Raw genomic sequence first — 13,961 nt, 5'->3', positions numbered from 1 at the left:
CTCGTCGGAATATGAGTCGGGATATGAAAGGTTGCGCCAGCGGAGCGCCGCGAGGGCGCCCCTGAGCAGTCCAAGTTGCCCTAGCGTTTGAACAGTCCCTTCAAGGCGTCCTTGAGTTCGGGGCTGACCTTGTCACCGAGTTTGTCGTTCAGCTTGTCCTCAAGCTTCTCGCTGATCCGGTCGCCTGCCAGTTTCGCAGCGATCTGGCCGACGCCTTCCTTGTCCAGACGGCAGGCCTTGGCGCCCAGTTCCAGCGGGCCACGGCACTGTACCGGCCACTCGATGCCGACAAAGCGCGGGTTGACCTCACAGGCCGGGTCCGGCATATCGCTCTTGTCGCCTTCGACGATGATGCCGACGCGGTAGTTCATGCCCAATACGCGCAGGTCGACGTCGCCGTTACCGTTGACCGCCATGCCCGGCGTGCGGACCTTGAGGTCCGGATTGCTGGCTACGCCATTGCGTATCACCAGATTGCCGTTGAGCTGCTGGAAAGGAGTGTCCTTGGCACGCGGTTCGCCACTAAGCGTCTTGCGGTTCAGGATCGAAATCCCCTTGCACAGCTGCTGCTCCAGATTGGCATTGACCAGTACACCGTTATTGAGCGCGAAGCTGGCAGTGCCGTTCAGGCTGTCGATCAGGGCTTTTTCGCTGTTGCCTGTGCCGGTCAGGTTGCTGTCGAGGTTCAACAGGCCGCGCACGGGCGGCGTTTGTCCCAGGCTTTCCAGAATGCGTTCGACCGGTACTTTGGCAATGCGCGTCTGCACAGTGGCCACAGGCGTGTCCGGACGCGCATCCAGATTGCCTTTGACCTCGAAATTGCCGTTGTACAGATCGCCACTCAGCGTATCGACCTTGATAAGGCCACCGTTGGCCTGGGTCTTGAACGCTGCGTTGTCGATAGGCAGTTTGTTCAGGGTCAGCTTGCCGAAGCTCAGATCAGCCTCGACATCCAGTGTACGCAAGCGCTCCAGCGGCAGCAGTTTTGTCGTGCTCCAGGCGGCCTTGGTCGGTTGTTCGGGCAGCGGCGAGTCGCCTGCAGCGGCGGCGGCTTCACCTGACTGCACCTCGGATTTGCGCGCGGCCTTGGCACCTTTGCTTTCTTCGCTTTCGGCCGGACGATAGCGGTCGGCGTCGAAGGTGTCGCCCTTGAGCTGGACACGCAGCGCCTGTTTGGCGAAGTCGTCCACCGCGATGCGACCGGTGAAGGTGCTGTCGTCGACTTTCAGGTTGAGGTTGTCCAGCGCAAGGCTGGTCGGCGTGCCCGCCAGGCGCGTGACCATTTCAACCTTGCTCAGCGCGCCCTCGGACATGGCCGGCAGCGGCTGGCCGATGTTCTCGAAGAACGCGCGCAGATCGAGCTGGGCAATGGACAGGCCGCCGCTGATCTGTGGCGTTTTGTCCAGATCGCGGGCACGCAGTTCGCCGAGTGCACGCAACTGGTTGGCCGAGACTTTGAGGCTGTTCCACTCAGCGATATTGGCAGCCAGGTCGACGAGCAACTGGCCCTGCGCCGAGAAGGTCACGGTCTTGCCTTGCAGCGGCTCGCCGGCGACTTCACCGGACAGGCGCATGTCTTCGAATTGATAACGCTTGAGCACGCGGTCCATGCGCAATTCGCCGACCAGCTCGGTCTTGGCGCGCACGACGGGCTGGTTGGTGCTCAGGAACGCCGTCAGTTTGATCGGGATATCGGACGCCTCACGAATCGGCCCGGTACTCAGCTGAATGCTCTCGGCCATGAAGGTCCGGCCTTTTCGGGCATCGCTGTAATCCACGCGGGCGTTGTTGACGGTCAGACTGTCGATATCCAGCCGGATCGGCTGGGAAGGGCGATCCGCTTTGGGCGCGTCCGGAGCCGGGGCCGGTGTTGGCTCGCCAGGTGTGTCAGTGCTTGCCACGGCAGGCTTGCCGATGTCTTCCCAGTTGCCATGACCGTTTTCATCGCGGTGCAGGGTCAGGTTCAGGCCTTCGACGCGAATGTCGCTCATCTGGACCTGGCGACGCAGCAGTGGCAGAACGCGAACGGACAAGCCGAGCATCTGCACATCGGCGAACGGTTGATCGGGAGCGGTCAGGGTGGCGACATGGGCGTCGTGCAGTTCCAGGCCGAGCCAGGGGAACAGGCTCCAGCCGATATCGCCATTGAGCGTCAGCTCGACGTTGGCCTTGTCGCGTGCCAGCTGGCGAATCTCGTCTTTGTAGTCGTTGGGATCAAACAGGTGGGTCAGGGCGAAGCCTAGAGCCACGATGATCAGCAACAACCCGAGAATAAACAGCCCCAGGATTTTGCCGAACGCTTTCATGGGCGAGTCCTTGTGTCGATGTTCAAAAATAGCCCACGAGTATACCGCTCTGACGAGCCGACCGGGCTGCGGATGCCGTTATTGCTGTCTGGCCACGTGCTTGATGAGGCAGCGCAGCGCTCGATGACGTCTGGGTGCAGCTATAAAGATGGCGATGCGTCTGGTCCCGATATAGCTGCCGAGCCACTTGTGCAGCGCACTAACAGGTACACAGTTACCGGCCCAACTTCGGTTCAGGCCGATGTTATGTAACGCTTAATTGACTGCATCTATGGCGTCATAGAGCACGTGGATTAACTTGTGAAAATAGATAATAAAAGCATATGACGAGATGCTTATTTGCCATCAGACAGTGATAGTCTCCGTTTTTGCTGGTTCAGGTGCGTCTTTTTGTCACGTATCCGGATAACCTGCCGATAAGACAGACATGGCCGCTCGGCACTAAGTCTGTGGCGGACCAGCGGACCATCTGCGAGCTTCACACATTGGGGTAATTATAATGAGCACAAGCACAGCCTTGGGCGGCGAAGCCGTTCAGCCTGCGTTCTTGTCCAAAGAGCGCATTATCGCCAAGCCCGGTTTCAACCGTTGGCTTGTTCCACCTGCAGCATTGGCCATCCATCTTTGTATCGGTATGGCTTACGGCTTCTCGGTATTCTGGTTGCCGCTGTCGAAGGCTATCGGTGTTACGGCACCTGTCGCTTGCACACCGGACATGGGTTTTTTCGCGCAGATGTTCGCGTCGACCTGTGACTGGCAGATCTCCATGCTGGGCTGGATCTACACACTGTTTTTCATCTTCCTGGGTTGCTCGGCTGCCATTTGGGGTGGCTGGCTGGAGCACGCAGGTCCACGCAAGGCAGGTGTGGTGTCGGCACTCTGCTGGTGTGGTGGCTTGCTGATTTCCGCACTGGGCATTTATACGCACCAGATCTGGCTGATGTGGCTGGGCTCGGGCGTGATCGGCGGTATCGGTCTGGGGTTGGGCTATATCTCCCCGGTATCGACCCTGATCAAGTGGTTCCCGGACAAGCGCGGCATGGCGACCGGCATGGCGATCATGGGCTTTGGTGGCGGCGCGATGGTGGGTGCTCCGTTGGCTACGGCTTTGATGGGTCACTTTGCTTCGGCTGAAAGCGTTGGCGTATGGCAGAGCTTCGTGGTGATGGCGGTGATCTACTTCATCTTCATGATCGGCGGTGCACTGGGCTACCGTGTTCCGCCAACCGGCTGGAAACCTGAAGGCTGGACCGCTCCGGCTGCCAAGGCCAAGAATTCGATGATCACCAACCGTCACGTGCACGTCAGCGTGGCCTGGAAGACACCGCAGTTCCGTCTGGTCTGGCTGGTGCTGTGCCTTAACGTATCGGCCGGTATCGGCATCCTGGGCATGGCTTCGCCGCTGCTGCAGGAAGTCTTCGCCGGTAAACTGCTGGGCCTCGATCTGACCTTCAGCCAGCTCAATGCCGACCAACTGAAAGCCATTGCTGCGATTGCAGCCGGCTTCACCGGTCTGTTGAGTCTGTTCAACATCGGCGGTCGTTTCTTCTGGGCTTCGTGCTCGGACTTCATCGGTCGCAAGGCAACCTACTTCGTGTTCTTCGCACTGGGCTTCCTGCTTTATGCGTCGGTTCCGACCCTGAGCCATATGGGTAGCATCGCCCTGTTTGTGGCTGCGTTCTGCATCGTGCTGTCGATGTACGGTGGCGGTTTTGCGACGGTTCCGGCTTATCTGGCTGACCTGTTCGGTACGCAGATGGTCGGCGCGATTCACGGTCGTCTGCTGACTGCCTGGGCTGCGGCCGGTGTGCTGGGTCCGGTATTGGTCAACTACCTGCGCGAGTACCAACTCGCCCACGGTGTTGCACGTGCCGACGCCTACGACATCACCCTGTACATCCTCTCGGGTCTGCTGGTGCTGGGCTTTATCTGCAACCTGCTGATTCGTCCGGTTGCCGACAAGTACTTCATGACCGACGCCGAACTGGCGGCTGAACAAGCCATCGGTCACGACAAGGGTGCCAACGCCACGACTTCGCTGGAGTGGAAAGCATCCGCAGGCAGCAAGCCATTGGTCATCGCCGCCTGGCTGGCCGTAGGCATCCCGCTGGCATGGGGCGTCTGGATTACCCTGCAAAAAACCGCAGTGCTGTTCCACTAAAAGCCTGCCGTTAACTGAAAAGCGCTTGCACCTCGGTGCAGGCGCTTTTTTTTGCCTGGGTTTTTGTGGGCTGCGCTTTTGACTATCGTGCCAATGCTCTGAACTCACCCCCCAAAAGTTGGACGCCTTTGCGCTTGATACCGCGCAAGGCTGCAGATTTTGTGACGCGGAGCGTCACGAACGGCATTCCCACGCAGAGCATGGGAACGATGACCAGTGTGTTCGTCGCGATAGCGATATTCAGTTGACCCTATGTACTCGATGCACTGCCCGTTTCGGTGCATACGCTGCTACATTAGTCAGCCCTGATTTTATTGCCCGAAGGAGTTGTTTGCATGCTAGCCCACGTGGAGTCATACGCCGGTGATCCGATCCTTTCGCTGATGGAGACCTTTGGCAAGGACTCGCGTGCGGACAAGGTCAATCTGAGCATCGGCCTGTATTACGACGCACAGGGCCGCATCCCGCAGTTGGCATGCGTAGCAACGGCACAACAGCAACTGGCCGAAGGCGAGCAGGCAGCGTCCGTCTACCTGCCGATGGAAGGCCTGGCGGCGTATCGGCAGGCGGTGCAAACCCTGTTGTTCGGCGCCGATCACCCGCTCGTTCAGGCAGGCCGCGTGGCCACCATTCAAACCGTGGGCGGCTCGGGCGCACTCAAGGTAGGTGCCGATTTCCTCAAGTATGCGTTTCCGGACTCGCAGGTCTGGGTCAGCGACCCGACCTGGGAAAACCATAACGCGCTGTTCGGTGGGGCGGGCTTCAAGGTCAACACCTACCCGTACTTCGATGCCCAGACGGGCGGCGTGAGGTTCGAGGCCATGCTCGACACGGTGCAGGGGCTGCCTGCGCAGAGCATTCTCCTGCTGCACCCGTGCTGTCATAACCCGACCGGTGCCGACCTGACGGTGGCGCAATGGGACCGCCTGATCGAAGTGATCAAGGATCGTCAGCTCATTGCCTTCCTGGATATCGCCTATCAGGGCTTCGGCAAAGGCATCGACGAAGACGCCTATGCCATCCGGGCAATGGCCAACGCAGGTGTCACCACGCTGGTCAGTAACTCGTTCTCGAAAATCTTTTCGCTGTACGGCGAGCGGGTCGGCGGGCTGTCGGTGGTCTGTGAAGACACGGCCTCCGCGGCCAATGTATTCGGTCAGCTCAAGGCGACTGTGCGCCGCAACTATTCCAGCCCGCCTGCGCACGGTGCCTTTCTGGTGTCGAAAGTGCTCAACACGCCGCCATTGCGCGAGCAGTGGCTGGGCGAAGTCGAAGCCATGCGCCTGCGTATCATCGACATGCGCACGCGTCTGGTCGAGGTGCTGGCGCAGAAAGTGTCCGGCCGCGATTTCAGCTTTATCCTCAGGCAGAACGGGATGTTCAGTTACACCGGTCTGACCCCGCAGCAGGTCGACGAACTGAAAGACGTTCACGGCATTTACATGCTGCGCAGTGGCCGGGTATGCATGGCAGGTTTGAATGAAGGGAATATCGACAAGGTATGTAACGCAATCGCGAGCCTCTTCGCCCGTTAAATACCCTGCTGGTCGTCTGTTTGCTTCATGGCGGGCGCTTCTGGGCCTATAATGCTCGCCTTTTTTTCGCCCAATGATTTTGCGGAGCTGGTGATGGCCGAACGTAAGGCGTACGTCGAGCGCAATACTCTGGAAACCCAGATCAAAGCCTCGATCAACCTGGATGGTACCGGAAAGGCCCGATTCGATATCGGCGTGCCGTTCCTTGAGCACATGCTCGACCAGATCGCCCGGCACGGGCTGATCGATCTGGACATCGAATGCAAGGGCGACCTGGCAATCGACGATCACCACACGGTGGAAGACGTCGGTATCACCTTGGGCCAGGCGTTCAGTCAGGCAATCGGCGACAAGAAGGGCATTCGTCGTTATGGCCATGCCTACGTGCCGCTCGACGAAGCGCTGTCGCGCGTGGTCATCGATTTCTCCGGGCGTCCGGGCCTGCAGATGCATGTGCCGTATACCCGCGCCACGGTAGGCGGCTTCGACGTGGACCTGTTTCAGGAGTTCTTTCAGGGCTTCGTCAACCACGCGAACGTGACGCTGCACATCGACAACCTGCGTGGCACCAACACTCACCACCAGATCGAGACCGTGTTCAAGGCTTTTGGCCGTGCGCTGCGCATGGCGGTCGAGCTGGATGAGCGTATGGCCGGACAGATGCCATCCACCAAGGGTGTGCTCTGATGCAGACAGTTGCGGTCATCGATTACGGCATGGGCAACCTGCACTCTGTCGCCAAGGCGCTGGAGCACGTGGGTGCAGGCCGTGTGCTGATTACCAGTGACGCCAAGGTGATTCGCGAAGCCGACCGCATCGTCTTTCCGGGTGTGGGCGCGATTCGCGACTGCATGGCGGAGATTCGCCGCCTGGGCTTCGATTCGCTGGTCAGGGAAGTCAGCCAGGACCGTCCGTTTCTGGGTATCTGCGTCGGCATGCAGGCGTTGCTCGACAGCAGCGAGGAGAACGGCGGTGTGGACTGCATCGGCCTGTTTCCCGGCCAGGTCAGGTTTTTCGGCAAGGACCTGCACGAAGAGGGCGAACACCTGAAAGTGCCGCACATGGGCTGGAACCAGGTCGCTCAGGCGGTGGATCACCCGCTGTGGCATGACATTCCGGATCAGGCGCGTTTCTACTTCGTGCACAGCTTCTACATCGATGCTGCCAATCAGCGTCAGGTGGTCGGGCGTGGTCACTACGGCCTAGATTTCGCCGCTGCGCTGGCCGACGGTTCGCGTTTTGCTGTGCAATTCCACCCTGAAAAGAGCCATACCCACGGCCTGCAGTTGCTGCAGAACTTCGCCGCCTGGGATGGTCGCTGGTAAGCGCATGAACAAAGCCAAGGGCAAGCCGCCGATCCTGACCCTCTCGCCCGAGCACGAGCAACAGGCGATCGACAAGCTCAAGCGCCTGTTTGCACAGCGCTTCGAGCTGGATCTGGGCTCGTTCGAAGTGGCTGAAGTGCTCGAGCTGTTCACGCGCGAGATTGCCCCGCATTACTACAACCGCGCCATTTTCGATGTTCAGCAGCAGCTCAAGGAGCGCTTCGAGAGCATCGAAAGTGACCTGTGGGCACTCGAAAAAAATTAGCTAGAAAGCAGCTGCAAGCATCAAGCAGCAAGAATGGGTGAGTGCGCATCGTTGCAGCTTGCCGCTCTTTTTGACCAAGGAAAAAGCATGCTGATTATCCCCGCTATCGATCTCAAGGACGGCGCTTGCGTGCGTCTGCGTCAGGGCCGGATGGAAGATTCCACGGTGTTCTCCGATGACCCGGTGGCCATGGCCGCCAAGTGGGTCGAGGGTGGTTGCCGCCGTCTGCATCTGGTCGATTTGAACGGTGCGTTCGAAGGTCAGCCGGTCAACGGCGATGTGGTCACGGCCATCGCCAGACGCTACCCGAACCTGCCGATCCAGATCGGCGGCGGCATCCGTTCGCTGGAAACCATCGAGCATTACGTCAAGGCGGGTGTGAGCTACGTCATCATCGGCACCAAGGCCGTCAAAGAGCCCGAGTTCGTGGCCGAAGCCTGCCGTGCGTTTCCCGGCAAGGTGATTGTCGGTCTGGATGCCAAGGATGGTTTCGTCGCCACCGACGGCTGGGCTGAAGTCAGCTCGGTGCAGGTCATCGATCTGGCCAAGCGTTTCGAGGCCGATGGCGTGTCGGCCATTGTCTACACCGACATCGCCAAAGACGGCATGATGCAGGGCTGCAACATTCCGTTTACCGCGGCATTGGCGGCTGCCACGCGGATCCCGGTGATCGCTTCGGGTGGCATTCACAACCTCGGCGATATCCAGGCGCTGCTGAATGCGAAGGCTCCGGGCATCATCGGTGCAATCACCGGCCGTGCGATTTATGAAGGCACGCTGGATGTGGCCGAAGCTCAGGCGCTCTGCGACCGCGAACAACGCTGAACAGCTGGAGATTGACCCTGTGGCCCTAGCCAAACGCATCATCCCTTGCCTGGACGTCGACAACGGTCGAGTGGTCAAGGGCGTCAAGTTCGAGAACATCCGGGATGCAGGCGATCCGGTGGAAATCGCTCGTCGTTACGATGAGCAGGGTGCCGACGAAATCACTTTCCTCGACATCACCGCCAGCGTCGATGGCCGTGACACCACGCTGCATACCGTCGAGCGCATGGCCAGTCAGGTGTTCATCCCGCTGACCGTAGGCGGTGGCGTGCGTACCGTGCAGGACATCCGCAACCTGCTCAATGCCGGTGCCGACAAGGTTTCGATCAATACGGCCGCGGTGTTCAACCCCGAGTTCGTCGGTGAAGCAGCCTCGCGTTTCGGGTCGCAGTGCATCGTGGTCGCTATCGACGCCAAGAAGGTCTCCGGTCCGGGCGAAACCCCGCGCTGGGAAATCTTCACCCACGGCGGGCGCAAACCCACCGGGCTGGACGCGGTGCTCTGGGCGAAAAAGATGGAAGACCTGGGCGCTGGCGAAATCCTGCTGACCAGCATGGATCAGGACGGCATGAAGAACGGCTTCGACCTGGGCGTCACGCGCGCCATCAGCGATGCGCTGGGTATTCCGGTGATTGCTTCCGGCGGTGTCGGCAACCTTGAGCACCTGGCTGCCGGTGTCATCGAGGGCCACGCCAGTGCTGTGCTGGCGGCGAGTATTTTCCACTTTGGCGAATACACGGTCCCCGAGGCCAAGGCTTACATGGCCAGCCGCGGGATTGTCGTGCGCTAAGTCACTGCGCATAAAAGCGGGCGCCGCCTGTTTCAGACCAAGTGTTTGAAACAGCCGGCGCTCGCTTTGTTTCAGCCCTGTGGCATTCGACTATTGCCTGTAAGCGACATCGCCGGACAGCGCGCTAGACAGTACGCCGGGTTCACGGCACTCTGCATGCGTCGTTCACGATCGAGTGCCGGAACATGTTCAAACGCCTATTGCTTGCACTGATCGGGGTCGGTGTCTTGTCGAGTGAAGGTGTCCGGGCCAGCGAGTCGACGCCTTATTCCATGGTGTTGCTGACCGAGAACTTCCCGCCGTTCAACATGGCGGTCGACGGCAAGAATTTCGCGCAGGAAAACAACATCGACGGTATCGCCGCCGAGGTGGTGCGCGAGATGTTCAAGCGCGCGAATATCGGCTACAGCATGACGCTGCGCTTTCCGTGGGACCGTGTCTACAAACTGGCTCTGGAAAAGCCCGGCTACGGCGTGTTTTCCACGACCCGCCTGCCCGAACGTGAAAACCTCTTCAAATGGGTCGGCCCGGTAGGTTCCTACGACTGGATCATGTTGGCGCGCGGTGACAGCCCGATCACTTTGACGTCGCTGGAGCAGGCCAGGGATTACAAGATTGGCGCTTACAAAGGCGATGCCATCGGCGAACGTCTGAACACCATGGGCCTGAACCCGATTCTGATGCTGCGTGACCGCGATAACGTGAAAAAGCTCGCCAACGGTCAGATCGACCTGTGGGCGGTAGGCGATCCCGTGGGCCGCTATCTGGCGAAACTGGAGGGCGTCACGGGCTTCAAGACAGCGCTGCGTTTCAACAGCGCCGAACTCTACCTGGCGGTCAACAAGAGCACGCCTGACGAGGTTGTCAATCGCCTGCAAAAGGCCCTCGACCAGATGCGCGCCGAGGGCTGGATCGACGCCGTCAAGGCGCGCTACCAGTAACCGCTCAGCCTTCAGCGGGCGACGCGATTATGTCTTCGCGCAAGGCGGATGGCTGACCGTTGATGTCGTGGGCGTAGGTGCAGATCTTCAACGGCAACGACTTCGCGCGTAATACCAGATCGCGAAATTGCGGCTTGAAACCTTCAGGAGCGGAACAGTCGGTGGTGTCCGGCTGGCCCATTTTGACCGTGTAGTGGTCGATCAGCCGGTGCTCGTGCGACCAAGTGACCGTTGTCGCGCCAGATCGGTTTTTGCCGATCTGCACGTGCGGTTCCGGGGTAGGACCTGCTGCTTGCAGCTCTATCGTAAGCGTCAGTGCGTTGCGCATCAGGCCGACGCTGGAGCGTTGCTCGGCAGAAGATACGCCGACCATGCACAGCCAGTTGATGCCGATCTGCTGATCGACAAGGTCATCAATGGCCGCGTTTTCCGAGCTGATTGTGTGGCTGTAACCCACAGGGTCTTCGCACTGCATGGCCGAATCGACCTTCTTGTAGCGATACAAGGGCGTGTCGACCATAAAGCGCAAGTCCCAGGATGGGTAGACATTCCTGCCTTCGGCATCCAGTTGCACCCTGGCAAGCCTTGCGGGCTGGCGGCCCAGCGTTTCGAAATCGACCGAGAAGGCTGGAAACAGGTCGCAGACTGCCGGATCGGTACTCAACGCGCCGCTGACGAAACACTTCTTCAGCAGCGTGACCGGGTTGCCATAGTTACTGTCGGCGACCATGGGCGGAAAGCCGGGTATTTCATCACTGAGGTCTTCGGTCGGGTTATCCGACGAGGCCTGGTTGGTGAGGTTCATGACCGCATAGAGCTCGCCGTTGTCACGGGTCAGCAGCGGACTGCCGGAGGCGCCCGTATCGACATCACGGCATTGATTGCGTGCGGTGTGACGCCAGACCCAAGGCTGCTCCATGATCACCTCCGACGTCTGGTGAACACAGGCCGCCATGCGCAGATGCCCGGTATCCTTGTCGAGCGGTGCGCCCACCCACAGGATATCGCGACCCTGTTCGGGCATCTCTGCAGCGAGCCTGACTGGCTGAATACCGTCGTTGACGAGCGTTTCAAGCGTGGGCTGCAATTCGACAACCGCCAGGTCCACACCCTGCATGCTGCTCCAGCTGACGCGTTTCAATGGATAGCTGCGGGCCTTTGTGTCGGTGAAGAAGTTGAAATGCACGCTGCCTTCGACTTCGCCATAGGTGATGATCAGGCCATTCTGACGATTGATACAGTGACCGCTGGTGAGTACATAGGCGGGCGCATCAGACGGGCTGTCGACACTTCGGCTATCGATCAGCGTCGCCGTACAGTTTGACCCTGACCTGCTGTTGATACGGCCGATGCCGTTCCAGTGGTCGCGCGAGCCGTCGGCGTTGAGCAGCGCTGTGGAAGGCGCGAGAGCCATCAGCCCTTCGCCCAGGTCGGCAGGTGTGGCGTGGATGGAAAAAGGCAGCAGTGCCGCAACGCAGCACGCCCCCGTCATCATGGTCGGTTTCATCATCAATCCCTGATAAATGTGTCTGGGTCCCCGTCATGGGAACACCTTCCTTTAAGCCGGAATTGACACGTTTATCAAGGCTGAAACAGTGGTGGACACGGAAAGCAGATTTGCCGGACTTAACGTATGGAAAGTGCTGACGCGCAAGAGGCGCGATCAGCGATACACGCCATTCTTGCCATGCGCCGCACTCGCCTGATTGCCGCGTTCGCTGATCATGCTGCGCAGGTCGATCCATTCGACGCCTTGTGCCTTGAGGTTGGGCAGTTCGCGTTCCAGCACGTCCAGCGTGACCGGGTAGGGGTGGCCGATAACCACGGCCGAGCCATATTTGCGGGCGATTTTTATCGCGGTCTGCAATTGGCGGGTGATGGCTTCTGCGGTGCGTTCGTCATCCAGGAATACGTCCCGCGAGACGCTGGCCAGCCCGATACGCTGCGCCTCGGCGGCCGCCACGGTTTTCGCGCTGGTGCGGCTGTCCACGAAAAACAGGTGACGGCGCTGCAGCTCGGCCATCAGCCAGGTCATGGCGACCGGCTCGGCGGTCATCCGGCTGCCCATGTGGTTATTGATGCCGGCTGCATACGGCACCTTCAGCAGGGCGGCATTGAGACGGCTTTCCAGCTCGGGCAGTGGCAGCTCGGGATGCCAGGCGTAAGGACCGGTCGCGGGGTCCATGGGCATATGCAGCATGACCGTCTTGCCTGCGCGATGGGCTTCGCGGGCAAACTCGGTGGCATGCGGGGTGTCGGGCATGATCGCCAGGGTGACCGGGCCGGGAAGCGCGAGTGTGCGGCTGTCGCGCTGCGGATTCTGGCCAAGGTCGTCGATGATCAGGCTCAGGTAAGCCTTGGGCGGTTTGCCGCTGTTCTCGGCTGGCGCTGCATGAGCAGCGCCAGTGATCGAGAGGGTCAGCAGTAGCAGAGCTAGAAAGCGCATCCGTCAATTGCCGCGGGTGATACTCAGCCCTTTCAGCAGGCTGAGCGCCTGGCTGAGCTGGAAGTCGTCATCCTGCGGACGCGCCTTGGCTGCTGCGCCGCTCTTGACGGTCGGTTTGTCCGCGCCGCCGTTGCCATTGCCCAGGTGACCCAGCAGGTCGGCTTCCTTGTAGTTCTCGCCGTCCGCTTCGTTGGTGACCTTGGCCCGACGTACCACGATGTCCGGGTTGATGCCTTGAGCCTGGATCGAGCGGCCGTTCGGCGTGTAGTACAACGCTGTGGTGATCTTCAAGGCGCGATCGTTATTCAGCGGCAGGACGGTCTGCACCGAGCCTTTGCCGAAGGTGTCAGTACCCATCAGGATGCCGCGTTTCTGGTCTTGCAGGGCGCCGGCAACGATTTCCGATGCCGAGGCGCTGCCGCCGTTGATCAGCACCACCAGAGGCACGCCTTCGCTGGCGTCTGCCGGGTCTGCCGAGAAGCGCAGCTCGGAGTTGGCGATACGGCCCTTGGTGTAGACGATCAGGCCTTTGGTGAGGAAGTGGTCCGCCACCTGCACCGCCGATTGCAGCACGCCGCCCGGGTTGTTGCGCAGGTCGAGAATCAGGCCGCTCATTTTCTTGCCGTTGTCCTTGCGGAACTTGGCCAGCGCCTTGCCGACTTCGTCACCGGTCTTGACCTGGAACTGAGTGATGCGGATATAGCCGTAGCCATTTTCCAGCATCTGCGCCTTGACGCTCTTGACCTGAATGGTTGCCCGCGCCAGGGTCACGTCAAACGGCGTGCCGCCATCGCGGACCAGCGTCAGGGTGATTTTTTCGCCGATCTTGCCGCGCATCTTGTCGACCGCTTCCTGCATGTTCTGGCCCTGGGTCGGCGTACCGTTGATCTTCACGATCAGGTCGCCTGCCTCGATGCCCGCCTTGGAAGCCGGTGTGTCGTCGATGGGCGAAACCACCTTGACGAAACCGTCCTCGACGCCGACTTCGATGCCCAGCCCACCGAACTCGCCGCTGGTGCTTTCCTGCAGCTCCTGGAAATCTTCCGGGCCGAGGTAGGCGGAGTGCGGATCAAGGTTGCTAAGCATGCCTTTGATGGCGTTCTCCAGCAGGGTCTTGTCGTCCACCGGCTCCACATAGGCCGCCTTGACCCGGTCCATGACCTCGGCAAAGGTGCGCAACTCGTCGAGCGGCAGCGGTGGCTTTGCGGCGGCATTGGTTTTGGCGGGCGAGACTGCTGCAGGCGTGGCTGGCGCGGTCTTTTCGGCAGCTTGCGCCAGAGGCGCGCCGATAACGATGGCAATTGCCAGGGCCAGCGAGGTGAGGCGGGACAAATGCAGCATGTCTAACGAACTCCTACAGATATTGA

General features: G+C 60.2%; 12 protein-coding genes. 8 read left to right on the top strand and 4 right to left on the bottom strand.

All coding sequences use genetic code 11. The features are described 5' to 3' along the window. Nucleotides 1-80: 80 nt before the first annotated feature. Nucleotides 81-2,306, bottom strand: a complete 2,226-nt coding sequence (locus BLR20_RS23690; protein ID WP_054993773.1) for an AsmA family protein — start codon at nucleotides 2,304-2,306, stop codon at nucleotides 81-83. A gap of 499 nt (nucleotides 2,307-2,805) precedes the next feature. Here BLR20_RS23690 and BLR20_RS23680 point away from each other — a divergent pair, with 499 nt between their 5' ends. The 8 genes from BLR20_RS23680 (at nucleotide 2,806) to BLR20_RS23645 (ending at nucleotide 10,148) form a co-directional block, all read left to right on the top strand. Next, nucleotides 2,806-4,467, top strand: a complete 1,662-nt coding sequence (locus BLR20_RS23680; protein WP_003427314.1) for an OFA family MFS transporter — start codon at nucleotides 2,806-2,808, stop codon at nucleotides 4,465-4,467. 335 nt (nucleotides 4,468-4,802) lie between these two features. After that, the gene (locus BLR20_RS23675; RefSeq protein WP_054993774.1) at nucleotides 4,803-6,002 is read left to right on the top strand and encodes an amino acid aminotransferase; all 1,200 of its coding nucleotides are present in this window, start codon (nucleotides 4,803-4,805) and stop codon (nucleotides 6,000-6,002) included. Between the two features lie 93 nt (nucleotides 6,003-6,095). After that, a complete protein-coding gene (hisB, locus tag BLR20_RS23670) occupies nucleotides 6,096-6,689 on the top strand; it encodes an imidazoleglycerol-phosphate dehydratase HisB (protein WP_054993781.1) in 594 nt (197 codons plus the stop codon). Next, nucleotides 6,689-7,327: an imidazole glycerol phosphate synthase subunit HisH gene (hisH, locus tag BLR20_RS23665; protein ID WP_032613091.1), complete on the top strand. Its 639-nt coding sequence runs from the start codon at nucleotides 6,689-6,691 to the stop codon at nucleotides 7,325-7,327. Before hisB ends, hisH begins: the two co-directional genes overlap by 1 nt. A gap of 4 nt (nucleotides 7,328-7,331) precedes the next feature. Beyond that, nucleotides 7,332-7,592 (top strand): DUF2164 domain-containing protein, encoded by a 261-nt coding sequence (locus tag BLR20_RS23660; protein ID WP_010433134.1) that lies wholly within the window; start codon nucleotides 7,332-7,334, stop codon nucleotides 7,590-7,592. An 87-nt stretch (nucleotides 7,593-7,679) separates the two neighbouring features. Next, entirely contained in the window at nucleotides 7,680-8,417 is a 738-nt protein-coding gene (gene hisA / locus BLR20_RS23655; protein ID WP_003372206.1) for a 1-(5-phosphoribosyl)-5-[(5-phosphoribosylamino)methylideneamino]imidazole-4-carboxamide isomerase, read from the top strand. Nucleotides 8,418-8,436: 19 nt separating this feature from the next. After that, the gene (hisF, locus tag BLR20_RS23650; protein ID WP_010433139.1) at nucleotides 8,437-9,207 is read left to right on the top strand and encodes an imidazole glycerol phosphate synthase subunit HisF; all 771 of its coding nucleotides are present in this window, start codon (nucleotides 8,437-8,439) and stop codon (nucleotides 9,205-9,207) included. Between the two features lie 185 nt (nucleotides 9,208-9,392). After that, complete coding sequence (locus BLR20_RS23645; protein WP_010433142.1) at nucleotides 9,393-10,148, top strand: substrate-binding periplasmic protein; 756 nt, start codon at nucleotides 9,393-9,395, stop codon at nucleotides 10,146-10,148. A 4-nt stretch (nucleotides 10,149-10,152) separates the two neighbouring features. Here the strand turns inward: BLR20_RS23645 and BLR20_RS23640 are convergent, their stop codons facing one another. The 3 genes from BLR20_RS23640 to BLR20_RS23630 all read right to left on the bottom strand — a co-directional run bounded on the left by BLR20_RS23640 (nucleotide 10,153) and on the right by BLR20_RS23630 (nucleotide 13,935). Then, complete coding sequence (locus tag BLR20_RS23640) at nucleotides 10,153-11,655, bottom strand: trypsin-like serine peptidase (RefSeq protein ID WP_054993775.1); 1,503 nt, start codon at nucleotides 11,653-11,655, stop codon at nucleotides 10,153-10,155. Nucleotides 11,656-11,811: 156 nt separating this feature from the next. Further along, nucleotides 11,812-12,594, bottom strand: coding sequence for a divergent polysaccharide deacetylase family protein (locus tag BLR20_RS23635; protein WP_032613086.1), 783 nt, complete (start codon nucleotides 12,592-12,594; stop codon nucleotides 11,812-11,814). 3 nt (nucleotides 12,595-12,597) lie between these two features. Continuing rightward, a complete protein-coding gene (locus BLR20_RS23630; RefSeq protein ID WP_010433148.1) occupies nucleotides 12,598-13,935 on the bottom strand; it encodes a S41 family peptidase in 1,338 nt (445 codons plus the stop codon). Nucleotides 13,936-13,961 lie beyond the last annotated feature (26 nt).

This window comes from Pseudomonas congelans (assembly GCF_900103225.1).
Lineage (GTDB): Bacteria > Pseudomonadota > Gammaproteobacteria > Pseudomonadales > Pseudomonadaceae > Aquipseudomonas > Aquipseudomonas congelans.
This window is presented reverse-complemented; position numbering and strand designations above follow the sequence as displayed.

What these genes read in the sequence shown, in the direction of transcription:
- BLR20_RS23690 (WP_054993773.1), bottom strand. Translation starts at nt 2,306, where the DNA reads ATGAAAGCGTTCGGCAAAATCCTGGGGCTGTTTATTCTCGGGTTGTTG.
- BLR20_RS23680 (WP_003427314.1), top strand. Translation starts at nt 2,806, where the DNA reads ATGAGCACAAGCACAGCCTTGGGCGGCGAAGCCGTTCAGCCTGCGTTC.
- BLR20_RS23675 (WP_054993774.1), top strand. Translation starts at nt 4,803, where the DNA reads ATGCTAGCCCACGTGGAGTCATACGCCGGTGATCCGATCCTTTCGCTG.
- hisB (WP_054993781.1), top strand. Translation starts at nt 6,096, where the DNA reads ATGGCCGAACGTAAGGCGTACGTCGAGCGCAATACTCTGGAAACCCAG.
- hisH (WP_032613091.1), top strand. Translation starts at nt 6,689, where the DNA reads ATGCAGACAGTTGCGGTCATCGATTACGGCATGGGCAACCTGCACTCT.
- BLR20_RS23660 (WP_010433134.1), top strand. Translation starts at nt 7,332, where the DNA reads ATGAACAAAGCCAAGGGCAAGCCGCCGATCCTGACCCTCTCGCCCGAG.
- hisA (WP_003372206.1), top strand. Translation starts at nt 7,680, where the DNA reads ATGCTGATTATCCCCGCTATCGATCTCAAGGACGGCGCTTGCGTGCGT.
- BLR20_RS23645 (WP_010433142.1), top strand. Translation starts at nt 9,393, where the DNA reads ATGTTCAAACGCCTATTGCTTGCACTGATCGGGGTCGGTGTCTTGTCG.
- BLR20_RS23640 (WP_054993775.1), bottom strand. Translation starts at nt 11,655, where the DNA reads ATGAAACCGACCATGATGACGGGGGCGTGCTGCGTTGCGGCACTGCTG.
- BLR20_RS23635 (WP_032613086.1), bottom strand. Translation starts at nt 12,594, where the DNA reads ATGCGCTTTCTAGCTCTGCTACTGCTGACCCTCTCGATCACTGGCGCT.
- BLR20_RS23630 (WP_010433148.1), bottom strand. Translation starts at nt 13,935, where the DNA reads ATGCTGCATTTGTCCCGCCTCACCTCGCTGGCCCTGGCAATTGCCATC.